The 25,208-nt window shown below is 42.4% G+C and carries 19 protein-coding genes and 1 pseudogene; all 20 read left to right on the top strand.

Features of this window, described 5'->3' with window-relative positions; translation table 11 throughout:
* Positions 1 to 249: 249 nt before the first annotated feature.
* Positions 250 to 951 (top strand): lantibiotic protection ABC transporter ATP-binding protein, encoded by a 702-nt coding sequence (locus tag VSQ32_06900; protein ID MEH2942593.1) that lies wholly within the window; start codon positions 250 to 252, stop codon positions 949 to 951.
* Positions 951 to 1,727, top strand: coding sequence for a lantibiotic immunity ABC transporter MutE/EpiE family permease subunit (locus VSQ32_06895; GenBank protein ID MEH2942592.1), 777 nt, complete (start codon positions 951 to 953; stop codon positions 1,725 to 1,727). The genes VSQ32_06900 and VSQ32_06895 overlap by 1 nt, the downstream gene beginning before the upstream one ends.
* Positions 1,727 to 2,488, top strand: coding sequence for a lantibiotic immunity ABC transporter MutG family permease subunit (locus VSQ32_06890; GenBank protein MEH2942591.1), 762 nt, complete (start codon positions 1,727 to 1,729; stop codon positions 2,486 to 2,488). The genes VSQ32_06895 and VSQ32_06890 overlap by 1 nt, the downstream gene beginning before the upstream one ends.
* Positions 2,489 to 2,513: 25 nt before the next feature.
* Complete coding sequence (locus VSQ32_06885; protein MEH2942590.1) at positions 2,514 to 3,209, top strand: response regulator transcription factor; 696 nt, start codon at positions 2,514 to 2,516, stop codon at positions 3,207 to 3,209.
* Positions 3,210 to 3,326: 117 nt separating this feature from the next.
* Positions 3,327 to 4,643: a HAMP domain-containing sensor histidine kinase gene (locus VSQ32_06880; GenBank protein ID MEH2942589.1), complete on the top strand. Its 1,317-nt coding sequence runs from the start codon at positions 3,327 to 3,329 to the stop codon at positions 4,641 to 4,643.
* A gap of 21 nt (positions 4,644 to 4,664) precedes the next feature.
* Positions 4,665 to 4,838 carry a cysteine-rich KTR domain-containing protein gene (locus tag VSQ32_06875; GenBank protein MEH2942588.1) on the top strand — a complete coding sequence of 58 codons (174 nt, stop codon included), beginning with the start codon at positions 4,665 to 4,667 and terminating at the stop codon, positions 4,836 to 4,838.
* A gap of 438 nt (positions 4,839 to 5,276) precedes the next feature.
* Entirely contained in the window at positions 5,277 to 6,479 is a 1,203-nt protein-coding gene (locus tag VSQ32_06870) for an IS110 family transposase (GenBank protein ID MEH2942587.1), read from the top strand.
* A 451-nt stretch (positions 6,480 to 6,930) separates the two neighbouring features.
* Positions 6,931 to 7,374, top strand: coding sequence for a sigma-70 family RNA polymerase sigma factor (locus VSQ32_06865; protein MEH2942586.1), 444 nt, complete (start codon positions 6,931 to 6,933; stop codon positions 7,372 to 7,374).
* Positions 7,375 to 7,440: 66 nt separating this feature from the next.
* A complete protein-coding gene (locus VSQ32_06860) occupies positions 7,441 to 7,914 on the top strand; it encodes a sigma factor-like helix-turn-helix DNA-binding protein (protein MEH2942585.1) in 474 nt (157 codons plus the stop codon).
* A gap of 151 nt (positions 7,915 to 8,065) precedes the next feature.
* The gene (locus VSQ32_06855) at positions 8,066 to 9,061 is read left to right on the top strand and encodes an AAA family ATPase (GenBank protein ID MEH2942584.1); all 996 of its coding nucleotides are present in this window, start codon (positions 8,066 to 8,068) and stop codon (positions 9,059 to 9,061) included.
* Between the two features lie 413 nt (positions 9,062 to 9,474).
* Positions 9,475 to 10,440 carry a MobV family relaxase gene (gene mobV / locus VSQ32_06850; GenBank protein ID MEH2942583.1) on the top strand — a complete coding sequence of 322 codons (966 nt, stop codon included), beginning with the start codon at positions 9,475 to 9,477 and terminating at the stop codon, positions 10,438 to 10,440.
* An 8-nt stretch (positions 10,441 to 10,448) separates the two neighbouring features.
* The gene (locus VSQ32_06845) at positions 10,449 to 11,303 is read left to right on the top strand and encodes a ParB/RepB/Spo0J family partition protein (protein MEH2942582.1); all 855 of its coding nucleotides are present in this window, start codon (positions 10,449 to 10,451) and stop codon (positions 11,301 to 11,303) included.
* Positions 11,304 to 11,381: 78 nt separating this feature from the next.
* Positions 11,382 to 11,612: a PC4/YdbC family ssDNA-binding protein gene (locus VSQ32_06840; protein MEH2942581.1), complete on the top strand. Its 231-nt coding sequence runs from the start codon at positions 11,382 to 11,384 to the stop codon at positions 11,610 to 11,612.
* A gap of 71 nt (positions 11,613 to 11,683) precedes the next feature.
* A complete protein-coding gene (locus tag VSQ32_06835) occupies positions 11,684 to 11,875 on the top strand; it encodes a stage II sporulation protein R (protein ID MEH2942580.1) in 192 nt (63 codons plus the stop codon).
* A 54-nt stretch (positions 11,876 to 11,929) separates the two neighbouring features.
* Positions 11,930 to 13,816, top strand: coding sequence for a recombinase family protein (locus VSQ32_06830; protein ID MEH2942579.1), 1,887 nt, complete (start codon positions 11,930 to 11,932; stop codon positions 13,814 to 13,816).
* Positions 13,780 to 14,952, top strand: a pseudogene (locus tag VSQ32_06825) (helicase). Before VSQ32_06830 ends, VSQ32_06825 begins: the two are co-directional and overlap by 37 nt.
* An 11-nt stretch (positions 14,953 to 14,963) precedes the next feature.
* On the top strand, positions 14,964 to 15,800 hold the full coding sequence (locus VSQ32_06820; GenBank protein ID MEH2942578.1) for a DUF6674 family protein: 837 nt from the start codon (positions 14,964 to 14,966) through the stop codon (positions 15,798 to 15,800).
* Between the two features lie 91 nt (positions 15,801 to 15,891).
* Positions 15,892 to 20,466 carry a YodL domain-containing protein gene (locus VSQ32_06815; protein MEH2942577.1) on the top strand — a complete coding sequence of 1,525 codons (4,575 nt, stop codon included), beginning with the start codon at positions 15,892 to 15,894 and terminating at the stop codon, positions 20,464 to 20,466.
* A gap of 3 nt (positions 20,467 to 20,469) precedes the next feature.
* Positions 20,470 to 20,673: a transposon-transfer assisting family protein gene (locus VSQ32_06810; protein ID MEH2942576.1), complete on the top strand. Its 204-nt coding sequence runs from the start codon at positions 20,470 to 20,472 to the stop codon at positions 20,671 to 20,673.
* Between the two features lie 633 nt (positions 20,674 to 21,306).
* Positions 21,307 to 25,038 carry a hypothetical protein gene (locus tag VSQ32_06805; protein MEH2942575.1) on the top strand — a complete coding sequence of 1,244 codons (3,732 nt, stop codon included), beginning with the start codon at positions 21,307 to 21,309 and terminating at the stop codon, positions 25,036 to 25,038.
* Positions 25,039 to 25,208 lie beyond the last annotated feature (170 nt).

The following is a 25,208-nucleotide window of genomic DNA, read 5'->3' as shown; positions in this document are numbered from 1 at the left end:
GATTAGCGGCAGAGGGTTAAAGCTCTGTCGTTTTTCTTTTTCGGAGAGTTATGATTAAACGATGTGAAATCTCTTGCAATAGGATATATCATTTCTTGCTATAAGAAGCATAAACACTGGATAAGATTACTCCAATAATCTGAATTAAAATTGTTGACTTGAATTTTCCGATTGTTATAAAACGGTTATTTTTATGTGTTAGGCTTTTTTCATAGTAATAAATCTATTATTCACAGGAGGCTATTAATAATGGAAAATTTAATACTAGAAACTCAAAATTTATGTAAAGAGTTTGGCAGTCAAAAGGCAGTCGATAATATCTCTTTGCAGATAAAAAGAAACAGTATTTATGGCTTACTTGGTCCAAATGGTGCAGGAAAATCGACTATCTTAAAAATGCTTGTAGGACTTTTGCATCCTACAAGTGGTTCAATTTTATTTGATAATGGACAATGGAAAAGAAGTTCCTTATCTCAAATAGGTGCATTGATTGAAGCTCCTGCTTTATATGGAAATCTTACTGCAAGAGAAAATCTTTTGGTGCATACAAAACTTTTGGGAATACCAGATACCAGAATTGACGAGGTTTTGCAAATCGTCGATTTAAAAGATACTGGGAAGAAAAGAGCATCACAATTTTCGTTAGGAATGAAACAAAGACTTGGAATTGCGATTGCATTATTAAACAATCCTAAATTGTTAATTCTTGATGAACCTACAAATGGGTTAGACCCTTTTGGAATACAGGAACTAAGAGAACTTATATCATCTTTTCCGTCTAAAGGGATAACCGTTGTTTTGTCAAGTCACATTTTGACCGAGGTGGCACAAGTTGTTGATGAAATCGGCATTATTAGTAAAGGAAAGTTATTATATCAAGGCGTGCCTAATTCGCAAGAAAATCTGGAACAGTTTTTTACTGATGTTATTCTGAAAGGTGGGTGCGTATAATGAAAAGTATGTTTTCTGAATTAATAAAATATAAAAGAACATTTACTGCCAAACTGATAATTTTTATACCAGTGTTTTTTGCGGTTTATTCTATTGTAATAAATTATATTATTGAAAATAATGCTCAAGCTGCTAGTAATGCAACTGTCGCTTCGAGTTGGAATGTCTTTTTAGCATTAGTTTTTAACTGGTGGTCTTTCCTTTTTCTTCCTCTTGGAATGGGGCTGTTTGGTGGTCTGGTAGCTCTGCAAGAAAAAAAGGCTGGAAATTATAGGGTACAGCGTTCGCACGACATATCACCTTTTAAAATATGGATAAATAAAGTCTTTGGTATGGCTATTATTTCTTTTATGTCCAGTATTGTGCTGATTCTATCAATCATAGTTTCAGGGTTATTAACAGAAAAAGGGGCGATGCCATTAAGGCAGATTATTACTGCGGGTCTATTATGCTGGCTTGTTTCTCTTGTTCTTATTCCTATACAATTATGGATTGCTACAATGAGTGATTTTCTTTTAAGCATTGGGATAGGTATTTTAGGAACATTCTTAGGTGTAATGGTGGCTCCGACTTCGTATTGGATAGTTTGTCCATGGAGTTATGCAACAAGGCTAATGTGTCCGATTATAGGCGTACATCCAAATGGTGTTGTTCTGGACTCATCAAATCCTTTATTAGATACATCAGTTATACCGCTGGGAATTATAGTGTCAATTGTAGTATTAACTTTGGCTGTATGCTTAACAGGATTTTGGTTTAGCAGAAAGGAGCTATAATGAAGTTATTATCTTCCGAATGGTTAAAAACCAGACATACATTAATACGTTGGCTTATTTTCTTTTTACCGATTTTTATGTCGGCTTGTATTATAATTTACTTAGCAAACCGAAACAGTATAGCCATTGATACGATATATCAAACATATTTTATTATATGTTCCGCTATATTGATTCCAATAGAAACAGGTATTTTAACGGGGTTTTATGTTCAGGAAGAAGAACTTGCAGGAAATTTTAATGGCGTATTAAGTACAGGAATACCAAGGAGAAAAATTTATGTTGGTAAATTTGTGTTTTCAGTAGTATCCTTGACAATAAGCTACGCTTTAACTACACTAATTATCTGTATAGGATTAAGCATTGTGTTGCCGCAAGGATTTAATACGCCATTATTTTTGACGGCTTCATTATTATCCTTGATAGGAACACTTCCAATTTTAGCAATTCATTTGTGGATTAGCTTTGCTTTTGGAATCGGAGCATCTGTTGGGGTTGGTATTTTGGGAATTTTGGTTGCAGTGTTAATGGGAACAACTAATTTAGGAAATAATATATGGTATTTCTTACCGTGGACTTATCCAGTAAAAATGTCAATGTTTCCATTAGCACTGCTAGCACCATCTTCCCAAATGATAGCGAATAAAATTATTATACAATTTATTCTATGCATATCATTGAGCCTTGTACTGAGTATCCTGTTTTTGCTGTTCGGGATTATTTGGTTTGAAAAATGGGAAGGGCGGAAAAATGTAGAATAAATTCTGATGAAAGTGAGTGATAGCCTTGAGCAAAATTTTGATTGTTGATGATGAAACAGATTTGGTGTCATTATTGGAAAAACATTTAAATAAAAAAGGACACGAAGTTTTAACAGCTTATGATGGGCAAAGAGGAATTGAGTTGGCGAGGGAAAATCCAGATTTGATTATTCTTGATATTATGATGCCTAAAATAGATGGTTTTGAAGTGTGTCGGGCAATAAGGAATAGCGTACCTTGTCCAATTTTGTTTTTAAGTGCCAGACAATCCGAAATTGATAAAATCAAAGGTTTTTCACTTGGCGGAGATGATTATATTACAAAACCGTTTGGAATTAGAGAACTTATGGCAAGAATTGAGGCAAATTTACGTCGTGAAGAACGTACTCAATTTATAAATGCAGAAAACAAACGTACAAAATTTCATTTTGGCGAGTTAGTTTTGGATATATTAGGCAAAAACGTAAATATACGTAATATGAAAATTCCATTAACCAAAACGGAATATGAGATAATAGAATTTCTTGCTCTCCATGCAGGACAAGTCTTTACAAAAGAACAAGTTTATGAACAAGTTTGGGGATATGATGGTACTGGAGATAATACTACCGTTGTGGAAAGAATAAAAAGAATCAGAAGCAAAATTGCAGAAGTAGACCCAGACACACAGTATATTTCTACTGTATGGGGAATTGGGTATAAGTGGAATAAAGAGAGGTGATTTGACAAAATGAAAAATTGGTCATTAGTATCACAATTTCGAATAACGCTTATATGGATTATCTTGTCAACCATACTAGCCTCGTTCGTCACTTATATTCTCGTTGCAGTAATATTTATGTATGGTATAAGTAGCGAGAAAATTTATCCTGCTGATTATTATGAAAGTCAAATTCCTCTTGTTGAAGATTATGTAAGAAGCCATTCTGATAAAGGTATAAGCTCTTTACAACAGGAGGATGTAAGTGAACTGATTACAGGAGATACTATTTATTATCAATTTACAGATAAAAATGGAAAAAAGCTATACGGAACATATAGTAATGATATTTTTGATTCTAAAGAAACGATGTACCAAAAGATAAATTCTACATTTATAAAGGACAAATATTATATTCACACTATTCCTATTATTACTGATATCGGGAACATAGACGGTGCTGTTTCAATCATATATTCTTTGGATATGTCAACGATAAACAATGCAAATCCGTGGATGCCTGTGGTCTTAGTATTTATTATTTGCTCTCCATTTTTATATATGGTTTTATTTACACTTATATTTTCAAGGAATTTTGCTAAAAGTGTTATAAAACCTTTGAAAATTCTCACAAAGGGTACAGAACAGATAAAGAATAGTAACCTTGATTTTGAACTTGATTATCATGCAAATAATGAACTTGGTGCATTGTGCGAATCTTTTTCGGCTATGCAAAATGCACTCAAGAACTCTTTATCCGCACAATGGAAAATGGAACAAGAGAGAACAGAAAATGTACAAGCCCTGGCACATGACTTAAAATCTCCATTATCTATAATCAAAGCATATACAGAAACGTTGATAGATGATACAGAAATAGATGTTGAGCAAACAGAATATCTTTCTGTAATAAAAGAAAATACCGAAAAAAGCATAGTATTGGTTAATCAAATGCAGTACACAACGGAACTCACTTTGCCAAATGTAAATATAGAGAAAGATTCTATAAATTTGGAAGAATGGTTGCAAAAAAAGAGAGCCGAATACGAATTACGGGCAAAAGATAAAAAGGTTTGTATTTCATTGAAAATGGCTTCTGATATCCCTGCCACTATATTTACTGATAAGAACAAATTAGAAAGAATTTTAGATAATGTTATTTCCAATAGTATAGAATATGTTCCCGTATCGGGGAGAATAGAGATAAATGTTGAAGCTGATGAAACATATATTTATTATGCTGTTTTGGATAATGGGGATGGCTTCAGTTCAAAAGATTTAAATAAAGCTTTAGAACGATTTTATCGTGGAGATGAAGCACGTTCAAGTAAAGGCTCTCATTCTGGATTAGGATTATATATTGTAAAGCAGTTATCAGGCCTTCTAGGAGGCTCTGTTGAAATATCAAATCCACAATCTGGAGGAGCTTGTGTGAAATTTTGGCATACTTATTAAAAATGCAGGGAAGAAAATACAATGAGAGAAATACACTGGATATATTGCCCGAATTGTGGCAATAAGACTCGTGACAGACTTAGGGAAGATACTATTTTGATGAATTATCCTCTTTACTGTCCGAAGTGCAAGCGAGAAACTTTAATTAACGCAAAGAAATTACAGATTATTGTCATCACAGAGCCAGACACATAGATGCGGAGCCGATGAACTTGTGAAATAGAATCACAGTTTGTCGGCTCTGTTTTGTTTCATAAGGCTTGAAGGCGAAAGCCCACCATATAAAAAAACGGTGTATTGGTGGGCGGTATTGCTATGCCCGAAAAGACTTAACAGACACTCTCCAGACCTGTTTTAAAGTTTGGAGGGATTTTAGTACCATATAAGTGTAAGAGATAAGGCATATCAATAGTGCTTTACCTTCTGCACTTATTTTTTTATGATAAGGGAGTAATTGGTCTGGCGAAGCGATTTTTGGATTAACCACATCCGTCATAAAAACCGTCAACCATCCCTTATTATAAGCAGTCGTTTAAGCAGGTTGAAACCCGTAAGGTGCTTTCGTGTAACGAACTAAAATGAGTGGTAATAAGTGTGGATGGGACAATTACAGATTTATTTTGGAGGTTACAGATGATAAGTGTAGGAATTGATGTGTCAAAAGAAAAAAGTACCGTATGTATCTTAAAGCCTTATGGTGAGGTTGTGAGCAGGCCTTTTGAAGTCTGTCATGTGGAGAAAGAACTGTCCGAACTGACTTCCATGCTGCTGCGTCTGAATGATGACATCCGTGTGGTCATGGAAGCTACTGGGATCTACCATCTGCCTGTATTAAGCTATCTGAAAGAAAAAGGGCTGTTTGTGGCAGTGATTAATCCATTTGAGATGAAGGAATACCGCTGTCAGGGGTTAAGACGTGTGAAAACGGATAAGCAGGATGCCATTACAATCTCTAACTATGGGATTGACCATTGGTACAGGCTGAAGGACTATGAGGCAGAAGAAAGCGTCTATGCGGAGCTGAAGCTTTTGGGAAGGCAGTACCGTCACTATATGCGGATGCGTGTGGAGAGCGTGTTGGAACTGACTCATCTTCTGGACTATACGATGCCTGGGATCAAAACGCTGCTGAAAGGCTGGAATGAAACAAATGGGAAAGATAAGCTGGGGGATTTTGCGGAAGAATACTGGCATTATGACAATATCACGAAGAAACCGGAGGAACAGTTTATAGAGAGCTATCTGAAATGGGCAAAAGAGAAGGGATACCATCAGAGCCAGGATAAAGCCGTCAAGATCTATGCACTGGCAAAAGAAGGCATCCCCACAGTACCCTCCGATACCCCATCGACCAAAATGCTGGTACAGGAGGCAGTACGGGTGTTACGAGAAGTCGATAACACTCTGATGACCATTCTAACACAGATGCAGGCATTAGCCAAGAGTCTGCCGGAATATCCGGTTGTCAGGGCAATGGGAGGTGTTGGAAATGTCCTTGCGCCTAAATTGATTGCAGAGATTGGGGATGTGAGAAGATTCCATAGCGGAAAAGCCCTGATAGCCCACGCAGGAATCGACGCGCCGCCCTATCAGTCAGGGCAGTTTATGGGGACAGAGAGGAAAATATCCAAGAGAGGTTCTTCCAGCCTGCGAAAGATTGGATATGAAGTGATGAGATGTCTGAAAACCCATAAAGAGCCAGCAGACGCAGCAGTGTATAGATTTATTTTGAAGAAAGAAAAAGAAGGAAAGTCAAAACGTGCAGCAAAAATAGCGGGATTAAATAAATTCCTTAGGATTTATTATGCACGTGTGATGGAAGTATACCAGAAGTAAAAAGAACTAAAACAGCGGATACGGCAGACCGGATTTTCCACCGGTCTAATTGTCGTAGGAAAAATTCATACGAAAAATATATTTAAAAACCTGCTAAAAAGTCTTGACTTTTGTTAGCAGGTTTTTATGTCCTTTTTTCGGGCAGTAAACTATCTGCTCATGCAACGCAGAATTTATCCATACATAGCATATCGGGGAATGGCAGGAAGCCAGTTAAAAAAATCCCTGTTTATGCAACGCTACTTCTCACCATGAAACCAGAAGTAGAATCTCCACTTAACAGAATATGTATCTCCTATAACCGTAGAGGTCACAGAACCTTTGCGGTTTTTCTTTTGTCGTTTTTTATCGGAATGTGCCGCAGGGCTGTTTCCGCTGCTGGCTGTCGTTCGCCACCTTTCCAATCAGGATTTTTTACATTTTCAAAAATTCAGATTGGAGGAAATAAGAAATGGCATATAACCACGGACGTGAGGACAGGAAATGGTGTATCTGGAAAGAAGCCGAGGAAAAGGTGCTGCGGGAGTGCGGTGTTGATGAAGCGGTCATTGAGCAAATCCGTATTGAGGACAGGGTAGACTTTAATTCCAACAGGCGGTTTTACCGATGGACGAGCGACTTCGGGGAATACCTTGAGGGAATGGCGGATGCCGAACAGCAGGCGGAGCCGAATACCGTTGAGGACTTACTGGACGAGATTGAGGACGAGAAACTGTATCAGGCATTGCTTACGGTGGACAAGCATACCCTGCTCATTCTCCTGCTGAAAATGCAGGGGTATTCCACAAGGGAGATTGCGGCGGTGGTAGGGCTTACCGAAAGGGCGGTCTATAAACGCCTTGAAAGGCTCCGCAAAAAATTAAAGCCTATTTTTTATCCTTTCGGGGAAATTTAAGCATCCCCACGGGCTATTGGGTGGGAGGGCAATCCTCTCACTCAATTTTTTTCGGGAGGAAAGAAAATGGCATACGGGGCAAAGACATATACGCTTCGGGAGGAATCCACGGAAAGCGGAGCAAGGTATTTTATCAGCTTTAAGGACGGGCAGGGGGAATACCATGAACTGGAAGTATCAAAACAGCTATTCTTTGAATTTCGGCAGATGGAGCGCAGGAACAGGAACTTGCAGCAATGGAACCAGCGGCACAGGGAATTTAACGAGGTATGGGATGAAACGCTTTACAGACGTGCGTTAAGAGTGCCTAAAACGCTTGATGAAAGAATGATTGAAAAAGAACGGAACGAACTGTTTTACAAAGCGGTTGCCCGACTGCCAGAGATACAAAGGCGGCGTTTCCTGCTCTACTACGAGTATGATTTCAACTTTTACCAAATCGGCGAAATGGAGCATTGCACCGCTTCCGCAATTCAGAAATCCGTTTCAGTTGCGAGGGAAAAGGTTAAGGCAGAAATGAGGAAGTATCTCCAACCGTGACCGTTACCGCCCGAAAAAGAAATCTGCTCTTGATTGGCGTGGGACTGGCGGCATTACATACTCTCATTTTTTTCGTGGGAGTAAATCTTTTTAAGGAGGTTTATTTTTATGTGCAACAAAACCAAAGACACCGCCCGAAAGGAGGAATCCCATGCAGAAGCTTCAGACGGTCAACGCCGACACGCTCCTTTATGAGCCGCTTGAGAAACCGTCCTTTGTGGTGGACAGTCTGATACCCACGGGTTTAACCCTGTTCTGCGGCTCACAGAAAATCGGCAAGAGCTGGCTCATGTTAAAGCTCTGCCTCTGCGTGTCGCAGGGAATCTCTTTGTGGGATATGCCGACACAGGAGGGCGATGTGCTTTACCTCTGCCTTGAGGACACATTCTGCCGTATCCAGGACAGGCTGTTCCATTTGACGGATGAAGCGAGTGGGCGGCTTCACTTTGCGGTGGCAAGCGATAAGCTGTCAGACGGTCTTATCGTGCAGTTAGAAGATTATCTGAAAGAATATCCCGACAGCAGGCTCATTGTGATTGATACCTTGCAGAAAATCCGCACCGCATCCAAAGACAACGCCTATGCCAGTGATTACGGGGATATTTCCCTTATCAAAGACTTTGCCGACAGGCACTCTCTGGCGGTCATTGTCGTACACCACATCCGAAAGCAGAATGACAGCGACGTGTTCAACAAAGTGTCTGGCACGACGGGATTGACAGGAAGTGCGGACGCAACCTTTGTTCTGGAACAGGAAAGCCGTGCGTCCAATGCCGCCAAGCTGTATGTGACGGGCAGGGACACGCCCTATCAGGAGTTCACGCTCCGTTTCCGTAATTGCAGTTGGGAGCTTGTGGAGCGTAAGGAGCAGGAGCAGCTTGCCAAAGAAGCGATACCAGACATTCTCTTTCGGTTAGTGGATTTCATGCAGGGCAGGGAGGAATGGACTGGAACGGCAACGGAGCTTCTGGAACAGATGGGGGAAACGGGAACGCCGCCCAACATCATGACGAAGCGGCTCAACGAATACCTCGCCAGTTTCCTCAGCGAAAACAATATCCGTTACGGCTACCACAGGAAGAAAGGGTGCAGGGAGATTTCCCTCACAAGGCAGTCGGGTGACGGTGGTGACGGTGATGACGGTTAGATTGGGATACCCCCTTCCATTGTCACCGTCATAGCAAATATTTGTAAAATCGGCGGTTCTGCCCTGCGGGAGAACACCCCGTAAACGCAAAGTGCAGGCGTGGGCATTACTCGCCCTCTTCGGCTCGTAAAGCCACCCCTGCGGTCAGAAAAATCTACCGATTTTTCCGACTGCGTTTACAGGGTGTAACACACTACACTTTGCCCTGCAAAGTCGTGTGCCAGACGTTCCCTCTGGACTCCCTTAAAGCAGGGCTTACGCCCTGCCCATCCTCTGCCTTGCGGCTTCGGATGGAAGAATGTGCGGTGACAGTCGGCGGCTCCCGTGGAGGTATCCCAAAAACACCGTCATCACCGTCACCCACCGTCACCTTTTGGGAGATTACCCGCCGAAAGAAAGGAAGATGATGAACTATGCCTTATGCAATCCTGCGTTTCCAGAAACGCAAGGCAGGCGGCGTTGCTGCTTGCGAACGCCACAACGAGCGGAAGAAAGAAGCCTATAAAAGCAACCCAGACATTGACGTGGGACGCTCCAAAGATAACTACCATCTTGTGAATCCGCCCCGTTACACCTACAAGAAAGAGATAAACCGAATGGTAGCCGAAGCGGGCTGCAAGGTGAGGAAAGACAGCGTGATGATGGTGGAAACGCTCATGACCGCTTCGCCAGAATTTATGAACCAGTTACCGCCCGAAGAACAGAAAGCATATTTCCAGACGGCTCTTGACTTCATTTCGGAGCGTGTGGGGAAGAAAAATATCCTCTCCGCAGTCGTCCACATGGACGAGAGGACACCCCATATGCACCTATGTTTTGTTCCGCTTACGCCCGACAACAAGCTGTCAGCGAAGTCTATCTTAGGCAACCAGAAATCCTTATCCGAGTGGCAGACCGCCTATCATGAGCGTATGTCTGCACGGTGGAACGAATTAGAGAGAGGTCAATCTTCAATGGAAACCAGACGGAAGCATATCCCCACATGGCTCTATAAACTGGGCGGCAGGCTTGATAAACAGTATGAGGAAATCGTGTCTGCCCTCTCCGACATCAACGCCTTTAACGCAGGGAAAAAGCGTGACAAGGCTCTGGAACTGATTGCGGCGTGGCTCCCAGACGTGGAGAAATTCTCTAAGGAAATCGGCAAACAGCAGACGTATATCGACAGCTTGAAAGAGAGAATTGGGCAGGAATCCGACTATGCGGGGCGTATGCGTGATGAAAAGTATGAGCAGGAATTAAAGGTACAGAAAGCCAACCAGAGGATATTTGAATTGCAGAAAACCAACCAGCAGATGGAAAAGTTATTGAAAAAAATACCGCCAGAAGTATTAGAAGAATTGCAGAAAAGCAATCGGAATAGAGAGAAAGAAAGGTAGGAATGTGAATGAAGAAACAGGATTTTAAGGTATTAAAGACCGCAGATTTATATCCGTTTCCCGATAACCCGTTTCATGTTGTGGAGGACGAAATGCTGTCAGAATTAGCAGAGAGTATCAAAGAGTTTGGCATTGTAACGCCGATTATCACACGCCCGAAAGAGGACGGGAACGGATATGAGATCATTGCAGGACAGCGGCGTGTCCGTGCTTCGGAGCTTGCAGGGATAAACACAATCCCCGCTTTTGTCCTGCCCTTAGACCGTGACCGAGCCATTATCACTCTTGTAGACAGCAACTTACAGCGTGAAAATATCCTGCCATCGGAGCGGGCGTTTGCCTACAAGATGAAATCCGAAGCCATGAAGCGGCAGGGCTTCCGCACAGACTTAACCTCGTCACAAGTTGGGACGAAGTTGCGGACAGACGATAAAGTGGCGCAGGGCTTCGGCGTTGGCAGGATGACCGTGCAGCGTTTTATCCGATTGACGGAGCTGATACCGCCGATTTTACAGATGGTGGACGAGGGGAAAATCGCCCTCACGCCTGCGGTGGAACTGTCCTTTTTGAAGAAAGAAGAGCAGGAAGACCTATTCGCCACAATGGAGAGCGAGGAAGCAACGCCCTCACTCTCACAGGCACAGCGGATGAAAACCTTGAGCCATAGCGGGTGGCTTGATATGGATATGATATTTTCCATTATGACCGAGGAAAAGGGAAACCAGAAAGAAACCGTGAAAATCGGCATGGAGCGGTTAAAGAAATACTTCCCGAAAGGCACAACGCCGAAGCAGATGGAGGACACTATCATCAAACTTTTAGAGCGTGAATTGCAGAGGAAACGGAACAGGGACAGCCGCTAAGCTTCTCTTTTCGGGAGGTAAATATAAGACACTGGAAGAAAAAAGACAGCCAGATAAGACAGAGAGTTGAGGTAGAAAATGAAAGAAATCCAGTACGAGATTGTAAAAGAAATCGCCGTATTGTCTACGAGCGGCAGCGGCTATACAAAGGAAATCAACTTAATTTCATGGAACGGGAACGAGCCGAAGTATGACATCCGCAGCTTCTCCCCGAACCGTGAGAAGTGTGGCAAGGGAATCACGTTGACCGCTGATGAAGCGGCGGCTCTCCTTAAAGCATTGCAGAAAGAAGTAAAGAGTGAGGATTGATTGTGTCTGATTTGGCAGAGCAGGGGGATTTTATATACTCCCCTGCCCTGTCTGGAAAGGAAGATTTGAATATGGGCGAGGATAAGACAGCGAACAAAAAGAGAAAGCGTATCATGCCAAAAGCACAGGTGCAGGTAATTATCAGTCGGGAATATGTCGGCACACAGACCGTTGCGGAAGCATTTATCCCGATTATCTCCGAGGATATACGGAGGGAGATTGCCAAAGATGACACCTTCGACAATGAGGGTATATCCGCTTAGAATGTACGCAATGGAACATGAAACCTATTAGAACAAAGACGGAGGTTTAACAGTATGGCAGGAATCAAAGAAGAAAAGAAAATATATTTAGTCGGCATTTACTGCCGCTTGTCAAAGGACGATGGCACGGATAACGAGAGTGCGAGCATTGCCACACAGAAATCCATCCTCACAGATTATGTAAAAAAGCAGGGCTGGCACTTGGCAAAAACGTATGTGGACGACGGTTATTCTGGTACGAATTTTCAAAGACCGAGCTTCCAGAACATGATTAAGGATATTGAAAACGGGCTGATAAATTGCGTGATTACGAAAGATTTATCCCGTCTGGGGAGGAATTACCTTGACTGCGGCTTATATCTGGAAGTCTTTTTCCCAGAGCATAATGTGAGGTATATAGCGGTTAATGACGGCGTGGACACGCTCAATAAATCGGCGATGGACATTACCCCATTCCGCAATATCCTAAATGAAATGTATTCTGCTGATGTGTCGGTCAAGATTAAATCGGCGTACCGTGCAAGGTTTCAGCAGGGGAAATTCATGGGGACATATGCACCCTACGGCTATATCAAAGACCCCGCCGACCATAACCACCTGCTGATTGATGATAAGGTTGCCCATGTGGTAAGGGAGATATTTGACCTTGCACTTGCAGGAAACGGAATCTCTAAAATCCGCAAGTACCTTAATAAACAGCACGTTTTACGCCCTGCCGCTTATGCGGCGGAGCAGGGGGCGGCAGGTTATGAACGGTACTTTGAGGACAACGAAGAAAACCGCTATATTTGGAGTGAGAACAGCGTGAGGGGCATTTTAAGAAGCCCAATATATGCGGGAAACCTTGCAGGCTACAAGCGGATTGCCGCCAACATGAAAAGCAAGAAACGCCCCTCTAAGCTGCCCGAAGAGTGGGAAGTGATACCCGATACCCACGAGGGGATAGTGACGCAGGAGGAATTTGATACCGTACAGCAGCTTATCACAAGCCGCAGACTGCCAGAGAACAAGGGCGGCTTTGAAAATATCTTTGCAGGCGTTATCAAGTGTGCGGACTGCGGCTACGCTTTGCGGGCTATGAGCGCCAACAGGAGAAAACGCCCCGACATCATCGACTGCGTACAATATACCTGTAATAATTATGGCAGGTATGGCAACGTCATGTGTACCGCACATGCCATTGAAGCGAGGGACTTATTCAATGCTGTCCTTGATGACATTAACCGTTTTGCGGATATGGCGGTGAATGACGAGCGGGCGGTGAGGGCAATTGAGAAGCGGCTCACGGAAACAGACCAGAGCAGGGCAAAGGCACTGGAAAAGGAACGGAAGAAACTAAACAAACGTCTTGCGGAGCTTGACAGGCTGTTTTCCTCTCTCTATGAGGATAAGGTCATGGAGCGTATCACCGAGCGGAATTATGAAATGATGTCGGGGAAATACCAGAAAGAACAGCTTGAAATCGAAGCGAGATTGAAAGAGGTAACGGAAACTCTTAATGAAAGCTACGAGAAATCGCAGGGAATCCGTGACTTCCTCTCCCTTATCCGTAATTATCAAGGCTTAAAAGAACTGGACGCAACAGTCATAAATGCACTGATAGACAAGATACTTGTTTCGGAGCGTGAGAAGTCAGCAGACGGAACAGTGAAGCAGGAAATCAAGATTTACTATAAATTCATCGGCTTTGTCGGTGAATTACATATCACACCCACAAAGCGGTGGACAGCGTTGCCACCAAAGAATTGTATGGTGTGCGGTGTTGAATACGTTCCCGGCTCCGCTATCTCAAAATATTGCCCGACATGTGCGAAAAAGGTGCAGAGGGAGAAATCAAACGAGAGCAAACGCAGGAGTAGGGAACAAAAAAGGATGGTATGTATTGAACTGTCCGCAAAAAATGACCGACTGACATTGAACAGCAGGAAGGGCGGATTTTAAGACAGGGCAACATGAATGACAAGGTGAAAATATTCCGGTATGTAACAGAAGGTACGTTCGATTCGTACAGTTGGCAGCTTATCGAAAACAAGCAGAAATTTATAGGTCAGATTATGACGAGCAAATCCCCGGTCAGAAGCTGTGAGGACATAGACGAAGCGGCTCTCACTTATGCCGAAGTGAAGGCTCTGGCAACGGGCAATCCCTACATAAAAGAAAAGATGGATTTAGATATTCAGGTATCCAAGCTAAAGCTGTTAAAGGCGAACCACACCAGCCAGAAGTACCGTTTAGAGGACAACATCGTGAAGCATTACCCGGTGCAGATTGCTTCCATGAAGGAACGCCTTGCGGGGTATCGTGCCGACATTCAGACCTACGCACAGAATAAATTCCCGGACAAGGACACTTTCTCCATAAAAATCGGAAACCGGGTATATACGGACAAAAAGGAAGCCGGGGCAGCACTGATTGATATGTGCCGGAGCGCAAAACAGCCGAATATGGCGGTCACAATCGGGGAGTATCAGGGATTTAAGATGAGCGTTTCCTTTGATTCGTTCTTTTCCAAGTTTACGGTGAACCTAAAGGGCAGCATCACCCATGAGGTGGAAATCGGCACTGATCCGTTGGGAAATTTGCAGAGGTTAAGCAACGCCTTAGAGGGTATGACCGGGAAAATGGAAGCGGTGGCGCAGAAACTGGAGAACGTGGAGCATCAGCTTGAAACCGCAAAAGTGGAGGTCACAAAGCCATTCGCACAGGAAGCGGAGCTTGCGGAGAAACTGGAACGCCTGACAGAATTAAATGCCCTGTTAAACATGGATGAAAAGGGCGGCGATGGGATTGATATGGACGATGAGCCGGAAATTGACGGGGAACAGGAGGAACTGGACACAGAGGAAATGGGGCGTGATGCGGAAGCTGTGGCGGATGCGCCTTTTAAGCCGCAGATGAACCGGGCAGTATCGGAAAAGACAGCGGAGCATGGGAAGGAGAAGATGCTGGCAGACAGTCCGAGAGGGCGCATTTCCGTAAAAGAAAAACTTGCCGAGATGCGGGAGAAGGCATACGGGCAGAAAACGCCGGAAAAGCCGGACATCTCAAAGGGTAAAGGAAAAGAAGAAAGTTTATAAGGAGGACAAAAATGGAAACAGCAGAACAGAACACAAAACAGGTCATGGAGGAAAATGACGCATTAAAGCAGTTCATGGAGCTGCTTAACCAGCAGAACATGAAAGAGCAGTCACAGGATTTTATGGGGATTTTCTGGTATGTGGCGGGTATGCAGGTACAGCTTTCCGCAATGGTGGACGAGTTACAGGGTGTCCGGGAACAGCTTTCACAGATGCAGGAGAAACAGCCGAAGTCCGTTACGGAGAACCTTATGGAGAAAATATCCCACCTTCAGGAGAAAGTCACAAGCCTGTCGGAACGTCTGACAGCGGTAAGAAACCGTCTGGTGGAAACAGCAGCGCAGGCGGTCAACGCTTTTAAGGAAAAAGGCAGGGCGGAGATGTGCAAGGTTCTCCAGAAAGGAATCTCCGGCATGAAATCCATGCTTTCCGGCTACCGGGAGCGTCTGGTTGACGTGATGACGGACTGTGAAAAGACAGCAAACCAGATTGACAGCATCGGGGACGAACTGAAGCAGATCGGGAACAGCGTTTCCAACGTGGGCAGGCTGTTAGCCGGGAAAGGCACGAAAGAGGTATCGGACGAAAAGCCGGGTGTCGGTCTGACAAGGGCAGTCAACACGCCTGTAAAAAAGGCGGTGGAGAACCTGCGGAAGAAGATTGACGGGGCGGATAAAACATTTGAAAAGCTGGATCGGCTCTCTGCCCGTCTGGATGCCGGGAAGGAAGCGGAGAAAGGAGGGCGGGTGTCCGTAAAGGATAAGCTGTCGCAGATGAAGGAAAAGGCGGGACAGCAGAAAAAAGCGCCGGAGCCGGATAAGGCAAAAAGCAAAGAGGAATGTTTATAAAAATATCAGCAAATAAAAATATCCAAAGCGGGGGCAGACAGGGAAACTTATCTGCCCTCTGTTTTTATGGAGGAAAAGGAGAGATAACCATATGGCAGATGCAAGAACTGAAAAACAGAAAGTAAAAGAGATAACGGACAGGCTGGAGGAAGGCTTGAAGGAGCTGTTTGAAGGGGAGAAATATAAAAGTTACCTGAACACTATGTCAAAATTCCACAATTACAGCGCAAACAATATCCAACTTATAGAGATGCAATGCCCGGATGCGACATACGTTGCCGGGTACAAGGCATGGCAGAGGAATTTTGAACGCCATGTAAACAAGGGCGAGAGGGGTATCCGTATCCTTGCGCCTGCGCCTTATAAAATCAAAGAGGAACAGGAGAAGATTGATCCGGTAACGAATGAGCCTGTGCTTGACCGGGACGGGATGCCCGTCATGGAGGAAGTGGAGATAAAGATACCCGCCTTTCGTGTCGTGACAGTGTTCGATTATTCCCAGACGGACGGGAAAGAGCTTCCCGGACTTGGCGTGAATGAACTGCATGGGGATGTGGAGCGTTATCAGGATTTTATGGAAGCATTGGAGAGGGTTTCCCCTGTCCCAATCCGATATGAGGAAATGGAGGGTGACAGAAAAGGATATTTTATTGATTTAAGCCGCCCTATCGCCATTAAAGAGGGCATGAGTGAAGCGCAGACCGCAAAGACCGGAGTCCATGAAGTGGCACACGCAAAGCTCCATGCAAGGGAAGCGGAGCAGGATGCAGAGAAAGCAGTTTATAAAGACCGGGAAACGAAAGAGGTGGAAGCCGAGAGCGTTGCCTACACCGTATGCCAGCATTTCGGGATTGACACGTCCGATTATTCTTTCGGGTATATCGCCGGGTGGAGCAGCGGAAAAGAGATGCCGGAGCTGAAATCTTCCCTCGACACCATACGCCGGACTTCCTCAGAATTGATAAAAGGGATTGAAGCGCAGCTTCTGGAGATTGAAAAGGAACGTGCCGCAGAACAGTCACAGGAGGACATTTTGCTTTTAGTTGCGAATACAGACCGTTCCGAATATGACCTTTTGAATGTTAAAGGTATGGAGAGGGCGGATTTACTTAATACGCTTCTTTCCATGAAAGATGATGACAGGCAGAATGTGGAAGCCTACCTTGAAAGAGCCGGGGCATGGGTAACGCTGCTTGCCAATGAACGGAGCGAGGAAGTAGAAGAATACCATTTAGACTATGCCTATGATACGGATACCCATGAGATAACGGATTTTAAGGCGTTGCAGGAAGAACGGGAAAGGGCGAATGTTCCGATTGAATATGGCGATGTGATTGTGAGAATCTCCACACCGGACAGCGGGGAATATGAAACCATAAAAATTGTAGATATGCAGTCAGAAGTGGCAAATGTTTTATATGCCATACCATTTTTGGAAGAAAATGAGTGGAATGGAAATGTTCTGGATTATCTGCAGGAGAAAGGTTTTGAGTTTGTGCCGATTATGAGAAGCGGCGGCTTGAATGACGGTTATCCGCAGTTCTATGATTTTGATGTGGATATGAGCGAATGGGAAGTGCATACTGCTTCGGAGCTTCCGGCAACGGTACAGGCGGAGCAGCTCATTAACCGCATGGAATTTCACAGGTCGGTATATGACAGCGATGAGCGCAATCTGATTATGAACCATGCGTATAAGTTGGATGATATGTATAAGACCACTTCCCTTGCACATTCCCTTGCGGAGCAGAAAGACGATCTACCTCTGCTTTGGGAAACAATCAGGGTAGCAGAGGAAGAAATTGACGCTCTCCCGGACGGTATGGTGGGATTGTCGCAGATGCACGAATACGGGTATTCTTGGGATGAAATGCTCCCTCTGACAAAGGACAGGGCAACGGAGTTGTTCAGGGAGGATGTGTCGGTGTACCAGCTCCACGCAGACGGTTCAGAAACGCTTGTGGAGGACAGGGCGGCATTGCAGGAGCATGACGGGCTGTTCGGCGTGGAAAAAGGGGACTGGAACGCTTATAAGGAATACCAGTCCATGAAGCAGGAATTGGAGGACAGCGAGCCTAACCGGGAAGCACAGCTTTTATATGGCAATGAGGGAAGGTATGGCATCTACCAGCTTAAAGATTCAGCGGAAACAAGGGATATTCGCTTTATGGATATGGATTACCTTGAAAAAGAAGGTATTCCGGTTTCCAGAGAGAATTACACCCTTGTCTATACCGGGGAGCTTACGGAGGGCATGAGCCTTGAGGATATTTATACCAAGTTCAACATAGACCACCCGGCAGATTTTACCGGGCATTCCCTTTCCGTAAGCGATGTGGTGCTGCTGCATCAGGACGGGGAAAACACAAGCCATTATGTGGATTCCGTTGGTTACAGGGAGATACCGGAGTTTACAAAGGAGCTTTCGGTATCGGCGGAAATCAGCACAGAAATTTTGGAGGGAGCAGCGGCAGAAAATACAGCGGCGGAGCCGGACGATGACAAGGTTTCCTATTATGTTATTGAGGATTTATCCACATGGGCGGAGAACAGCCCGGAAAAAAGTAAGTTGGAGCGTTTTGACAGCCTTCCGGAAGCGGTGGCAAAATTTGCGGAGTACCAGGGAGAAGATGTGGAGGACAAACCGGATATGGCAAGGGCAACTTTCGGCTTCAATGTCAATGGTAGCGAGTTTGACCTGATCCACGTCAGGAACCATGAAAACTGTCTGTCACTGGATTTTACGCACAGCAAAGCGGCAGAGGAAAGCAGCCGCTTCATGGACGATTTGCAGACTTTATATCATGAGGTCGGTTTTGACAAGGTAAGGGTACACCGGGAAATGTCACAGGAGGAAATAAAGGATTTTGTAAAACAGCGGTTTGAGCATCAGTTAAAGGGCAGCGGTCTTGATGATATTTCCCTCTACATGGACAGGTTTGATACCCTTTACGGACAGGGGAAAATGGAACATCTCATGCCGACAGCTAACCAGAAGCGGATAGTGGAAGATGTACCGTTCATGGAGTGGGAAAACCCGTATATAGATACCAGCGTCAGGGAAGTGGACAGGACAGAAACAGAGCTTGCCTTCCGGCTTGCAGACCGTTATATCAGTATTCAGGAAGCCAGCGAAGGGTATGATTATACAATCTATGATATGGATTACCGGGAACTGGACGGTGGCGTGTATGACAACCCGGACATAACAATCCGGCAGGCTTTGGACGAGATTGTGGCGGACTTGAAAGAGCCGACACATAGGAGTGAACTGGAGGGAAGTATCCGTACCGATGATGAACTGATACCGATTGATTATGATGGATTGATGGAAAAAGCGGAGCAGGCGGCAAAAGAGCATCTTGAGGAACGGATCAGAAACGAAGTGCCGGAAGCTATGGAAAGCAAGGTCATAGCGGATTTTAAAGCCAAAACTGAGGAATTATTTCATGGCATCAACGGGCAGACACAGGAAGATATAGAACTGAATGTTTACGCCTATTTACAGTCCAAGATTGACGAGTATGGAATGGATATAAAACTTGTGGATATGGCGATATCCGGGAGCAGGTGCAGAGGTTTAGAGGGAGCTGGTTCTGACCTTGATGTGGTAGTGGAGTATCGGGGTGGGGAAAACGAAGATGCCTTGTTCAACGCCTTTAACGAGGACGGTTTTAAAATCGGCGGCGTTAAGGTAGACATCAATCCCATTACAGAGGGCAAGACAGGGACGCTTGGGGAGTATCTTCCGGGCGTGGAAGCCTACCTTGAGGAAAAACGTGCCGCCATGCAGGAGAAAGCCGCAGAACAGGCACAGGAGGAAAAACGGACGGTTGTAACCCTTACAGTGGCAGAGTGTGGGGAGTTCCACAATTTCGGAGAGTACCATGAGGATATAGCGGGTGTGGAGGAAGCAATCGCCATTTTCAACCGGATACCGCCGGAGAGGATGAACGGTATCCGAAGCATCGGCATCAATATCCATACAGAAGGGACAGAAAGCTATGAGGACACGCAGATGGATATTGTTTCGGGCAGAGTTGCGGATTTGGAGATTCTGGATTATGTGCCGGAGATTACGGACAACCCGAAGGCGGTGGAGGTCATTGCGGAGCTGATCGACAAGCTGTCGGACATCGAAGTGCGGGGGTCTTTGGAAAAGTGGCAGGCGGCTTTCCTTGCTGCGGAGATAGACCAGCTTTTCTACGATTATGATACCATTCAGTATAATCATACAGTGGAGGACAGGAAAGCGCAGATAGCGAACATCACAGAGGATATCAGGAACGGGAATACCGGGTATCTGAGTGATTTCCTCAATGTGCTCATTTCAGACAGTATCAGAGAGGGCGTGACGGATATTTTCGGGAAAGGGACGGAGCTTGATGACAGCGAGGGCGTACAGACCGCAAGGAAAGCAAAGGAGCTGTTAGACAAGCTGGCGGAATATAAGCCGCTTGCAAAGATTGAGGAACTGGAAGAATGTAACTATAACATGATTGATAACGTCTTGAACAATGAGAAACCGAAAGAGGAAAAGCAGACAGGCAGAATTTCCATAAAGGAAAAGCTGGCGGAGAAAAAAGCGGTTATTGAGCAGAGGGATAAGGCAGAAAAAGAAATCCCAGAAAAGGGAACGGAAAAAAAATCAGAGAGGGAGATATAAGAGATGGATAAATTTACAGTGGAAGAAATCAATTTGATGTGCGTGTTTGAGGGGCAGGACAGAAAGGGCATGACTGCCGATATAAAGAACGCAATCCCCCACATACAGGACAGAGATATGGTGGAGCTTGCAGAGCAGGTCGTTGGAAAACTGGAAGCCATGAGCGATGAGGAGTTTGCAGGGGTAGCACTGGAAGCAGCGGAGTGATTAACGCAAATCTTTTATAGCATTATTCGACATAACGTGCTATAATCCTCTTAGTCAGATTAGAACGAGTAGGGATAGTCTGCGGTTGTCCTTTCTGGAAACGGAAAGGAGGTCGGTATGAACACACTTGAGATACTTACACTGCTGTTGGTCATTTTTGCAGCATTAACATACTTAGACAACAGAAACAACCGCAAGTAACGGAAAAGGCTATCCTCTACTGCGAATAGGGGATAGCCTTGTAGTCCGTTGTTTTTCTAACGTATTATAAGTTTCCGATTGTACAACCGTCGGACACGCTAATATCCTTCGGCTTCTAAGATGATTATAAACCAACACTGCGAATTTTGCAAGAGGGTTTAGGAAATGGGGGGTGCTTCGGCACTCCTATTTTTTTGTGGATTTGTAGACTATATTACATGAAAACAGTGCTATTGGCAATAATTTTGTTGATGTGTAAAGAAAGAGTGTGATTGGAAGCGGCAATGCAAAATAATTGAAGGAGTAAGAAAAAAGCAGGTTGAACAATATTTAATAGAATTGTGTGGGGTCTTATGATAGAATAAATAGCGTTGAACAATTCAATAAGTTGAAATTTGTTTTTTCAAATTATATATAATGTGAGGTAGGATAATGACATCTACAATTAAAAGCCATATATTGTCCACCTTAGAGGGTGGAGGATTTCAGGATTTATGTGATACTCTTTTGTGTGCAGAGGGATATGAAGGTATTTTTTCTTTGGGAATGAAAGCAGGAAGCTTAAAGACTACAATAGGAAATCCAGATACTTATTTCCGAAGCAAATCGGGAAAGTATATTTTTGTGGCATATACCACAGAGCAAACAAACATAAATAAGAAAATCAAAGAAGATGTTGAAAAATGTTTAGATCAAGAGAAGACAGGTGTAGATGTAAAAGATATTGAGAAAATAATCTGTTGTCATACTTCATCGACGTTAAAAGCTGGTGATGATCAAGCATTAAGAGAATTGTGCGGTTCTTATGGCGTAGAATTGGAATTGTATGGAATAGATAGGATTGCAGATAAGATTTATAGAAATTATCAATATATTGCAAAGGATAAGTTAAATCTATCAATAGATAGCAATCAAATATTTCCAAGGGAAGAATTTATTAAACGATATGATAGTTCAAATGGAAGAACTGCTCCCTTGACAACTACCTTTTTGTATCGTGAGAAGGAGAAAAAGGAAATTCTTGAAGCTCTGGAAGAGAAAAAAATAATAGTTATTTTAGGGAAAGCTGGTGTTGGAAAAACACGCTTAGCCTTAGAAATTGTGAAAGAGTATCAAGAAAAGAATAAATGTAAAATTCTCTGCATTAAATGTAATGATCAACCTATAATGGATGATTTGTCACGCCACATTTATACAGCGGGAAAATATCTTATATTTGTAGATGATGCAAATGAATTGGTAGGATTATCACATTTGGTTGAATATGTTATAAGAGATGATAAAAGATATGATATTCGTATTATTGCTACAGTTAGGGACTATGCAAGTAAATCTGTCATAAATGAAACAGAGAAGTTAGCAGATATAAAATGCTTTGCTGTTTCAAAATTTACAGATCAGGAAATACGGGATTTTGTAAAAACGAATCTGAGAATAGAAAATAGTGATTATATAGAACAAATTGTGCGTATTGCAAGTGGAAATCCACGCATTGCACATATGGCAGGGAAATTGGCGAAGGAAAAAAATGATTTACGGTCGATTGCTAATATGGAGGAGTTGTATAAAAGCTATTACAGTTCCTTTCTGGAAACTACTACTATTTTAACAAATATAAGACTTTGTCTGACTGTTGGAGTTACTACTATCTTTAATACCATAGATTTAGAAAATTTGGACAGAATACAAGATATTCTTGATATGATAGGAATGACAAAAGAGGAATTTACTACTAACATTCATTCTCTGCATAGTATGGAATATGTAGAAATTAAATCTGAAAGAGTAGCACGTATTTCTGATCAGTGCCTATCAAATTATATGTTGTATTATGTTTTTTTTGAAAAAAGGCTGATTGCTTTCTCTGGTGTTTTAAGAGCTGGATTCTGGAAATATAAAAAAAGTACGATTAAAACTGTTGATATACTTTTAAATGTTTTTTATTCTGATAAAATGAAAGAGTACTTAACTGAAGAAATAAGCAAGGTTTGGGATGAGCTTAAAACAGATGATAAAGTATTTGAAGAATTTGTAAAAGCATTCCATATTTTTAAACCAGAAGAATCTTTATTGTATGTGAGTGAAAAAATTGAGCAAGCTGAAAGTGCCACTATTGATATCCGTTTATTAGAAGATGAGGAAAAGAAATGGAATGTAGATATAAAGGATAGTATACTTCAGTTGTTGAACGGATATAAAAAGAACTATGGTTTAGTTGAGGCAGTAGAACTGGCGATAAGGTATTGCATGAAAAGGCAGGACGCTGTGAAATTGGTTTATAGTCTTTTTAAATCATATTATAGTATCAATAAGTATTCTTATTATGAAGATTACTATGTTCAGAATCTTATAATTGATAAAATAAGAGAAAATTTGGATTATCCTGTTATAAAAAAATTGTTTTATAAGATGTCCAGCCATTATTTATCACTGTATTTTGATTGTGTAGAAATAGAAAGGGATAATGTGTTTACCTCATATCGAATTGGAGTTGCTTTGACAGAAGGTTGTAAGCAATATCGGTCTAAGATATGGATGGAGATTATTTCTTTGGCAAACGATAAAGAAAATTTGGAGGATATTGTTTACTTATTATGTGCTTATCCTAATTTGTATGTAAATAAAAGTGAATTTTCAGATGAATTGGAATTTGACTGGAAGAATATAAGTCTGGTTTTGGAACGTATAAGGGTATATATGGAGCCATTTCGCTTTGCATATATATGTTCAAGATTTTTTAGAATGTCAGAGATGCACTCCGTTGAATTAACTGAAAAATATAGTGAAGTATTTAATACAGAGGAGTGGAATATATATAAAGTATTATCCAATCAATTCTATAGAGATACTTCGAGTTATGAGGAAAGAAAAGCTATATTTGAATCGAATATAAGAAGATGTTACGAAAGATACTCTGCTGACCAGATGGACAATTTGGTGCAATATATTAGCAATATTATCGGAATAATAGGCAGTAGAAAGGCGGATATGGGTGAGGGGATAACAACTTTCTGCACATTCCTAGCACATAATAAAGAAAAGCTATGGGCGTTTGTTTTGGCTTTCTTTAAATTTGGAGAAAACATTGAGTTCCGGTCAGAAGCTCTAGTTGCTCCATTGTTGAAATATTTTGACTGTAAGAAAGTAAAGGATAGTATCTGGAATGCCTCGTTTCCAATGAAAAAACAGTGGCAGTTTACATATTATGAAATGATTGCTGAAAATGAAGTAACACAAGATGATTATAGACGGTTGATGGAGCTTGTAACGGAATCGAAAGTTGTATGTGAAAAAGAAAAGTTTGAAATCAATCTGAGGTTACTGGATAAATTTAAAAAATATTCTCCAAATATATATGTTAGTATTACAAAAGCTTTATTGAATGAAGTGGAGAATAATACAAGCTTATGCAGAAGATATTTTTCTAATTTGTTTGATGCCAACTATTATACTCCTAAAGAGGTATTGAATATTTATCAAGATGCGACAGAAGAACTAAGGCATATATATTTAAAATGTTTACTTGGGTGTAGTTACATAGATTATAGAGGTATATTCCTTAGTGGATTTATATTACAAGATATAGAGTGGGTAAAGTGGTATGCCAGATATATTCAGGAAACGCAAGAAAACTATTCAGTAAATGATGAAGAATATAGAATGGAAACTTGCTGGAAGCTGAGAAGTTTTTTAAATATATTTGATCTGTTTTTTGATGAATTACTTTGTGATAGGAGATTTTATTGGCATAGTAGAAGCTATTTTCGAAAGCTTCTTTCATTTGATGGAAAAAAAGAATTAGACAGCAGAAAGGAACAATGGATTATCCATTATATAAGGGAGAATTCTAATAGTGAAAATCTAATAGAGTTGTTTGGAATTTTGCAAGAAATAAAGAAAGAGATAAGAAAAAAAGCCATTTTATGCTTTTTGGAATGTAATTCAAATTTTGAATTATTCAGTCGTTTAAGTTTAGTGTCTAATTCATGGACTGGAACTTCCAGTTTGACAGATAAAATTATATTTTGTGAGGAATTGTTATCTGAAATATCTGGAGTACAGTTTTTGAAACATAAAAAGCGAATTAGAGATGAAATTGCAAAGTGGAAGGCGGTTAGAAATAGAGAAGAAGTGGACGAAATTCTTATGGAATTATACCGATAGATGGATTACTAATTTTAGAGTTGAAGAAAAGAGCAGGATTCCGCCGCCTTCGGCATTGTGGGCAGTGTGTATAACTCCCCGTCTTATGGAGCTGTGGGCAACACTGTTTGCAGGATGTGGGAAAGCTGCTTTTGCTTTTCCATATGCTGTGAATAGTGTTGTCCATAGCG

It is taken from the genome of Lachnospiraceae bacterium JLR.KK002, assembly GCA_036941025.1.
Taxonomy (GTDB): Bacteria; Bacillota; Clostridia; order Lachnospirales; family Lachnospiraceae; genus Petralouisia.
Note: the sequence above shows the minus strand (reverse complement) of the source record. Positions and strands in the feature narration are given on the sequence as shown.

Bases quoted from the DNA above. Each gene is read 5' to 3' on its own strand.
- VSQ32_06900 (MEH2942593.1), top strand. From the start codon at position 250: ATGGAAAATTTAATACTAGAAACTCAAAATTTATGTAAAGAGTTTGGC.
- VSQ32_06895 (MEH2942592.1), top strand. From the start codon at position 951: ATGAAAAGTATGTTTTCTGAATTAATAAAATATAAAAGAACATTTACT.
- VSQ32_06890 (MEH2942591.1), top strand. From the start codon at position 1,727: ATGAAGTTATTATCTTCCGAATGGTTAAAAACCAGACATACATTAATA.
- VSQ32_06880 (MEH2942589.1), top strand. From the start codon at position 3,327: ATGTATGGTATAAGTAGCGAGAAAATTTATCCTGCTGATTATTATGAA.
- VSQ32_06875 (MEH2942588.1), top strand. From the start codon at position 4,665: ATGAGAGAAATACACTGGATATATTGCCCGAATTGTGGCAATAAGACT.
- VSQ32_06870 (MEH2942587.1), top strand. From the start codon at position 5,277: ATGATAAGTGTAGGAATTGATGTGTCAAAAGAAAAAAGTACCGTATGT.
- VSQ32_06865 (MEH2942586.1), top strand. From the start codon at position 6,931: ATGGCATATAACCACGGACGTGAGGACAGGAAATGGTGTATCTGGAAA.
- VSQ32_06860 (MEH2942585.1), top strand. From the start codon at position 7,441: ATGGCATACGGGGCAAAGACATATACGCTTCGGGAGGAATCCACGGAA.
- VSQ32_06855 (MEH2942584.1), top strand. From the start codon at position 8,066: ATGCAGAAGCTTCAGACGGTCAACGCCGACACGCTCCTTTATGAGCCG.
- mobV (MEH2942583.1), top strand. From the start codon at position 9,475: ATGCCTTATGCAATCCTGCGTTTCCAGAAACGCAAGGCAGGCGGCGTT.
- VSQ32_06845 (MEH2942582.1), top strand. From the start codon at position 10,449: ATGAAGAAACAGGATTTTAAGGTATTAAAGACCGCAGATTTATATCCG.
- VSQ32_06840 (MEH2942581.1), top strand. From the start codon at position 11,382: ATGAAAGAAATCCAGTACGAGATTGTAAAAGAAATCGCCGTATTGTCT.
- VSQ32_06835 (MEH2942580.1), top strand. From the start codon at position 11,684: ATGGGCGAGGATAAGACAGCGAACAAAAAGAGAAAGCGTATCATGCCA.
- VSQ32_06830 (MEH2942579.1), top strand. From the start codon at position 11,930: ATGGCAGGAATCAAAGAAGAAAAGAAAATATATTTAGTCGGCATTTAC.
- VSQ32_06820 (MEH2942578.1), top strand. From the start codon at position 14,964: ATGGAAACAGCAGAACAGAACACAAAACAGGTCATGGAGGAAAATGAC.
- VSQ32_06815 (MEH2942577.1), top strand. From the start codon at position 15,892: ATGGCAGATGCAAGAACTGAAAAACAGAAAGTAAAAGAGATAACGGAC.
- VSQ32_06810 (MEH2942576.1), top strand. From the start codon at position 20,470: ATGGATAAATTTACAGTGGAAGAAATCAATTTGATGTGCGTGTTTGAG.
- VSQ32_06805 (MEH2942575.1), top strand. From the start codon at position 21,307: ATGACATCTACAATTAAAAGCCATATATTGTCCACCTTAGAGGGTGGA.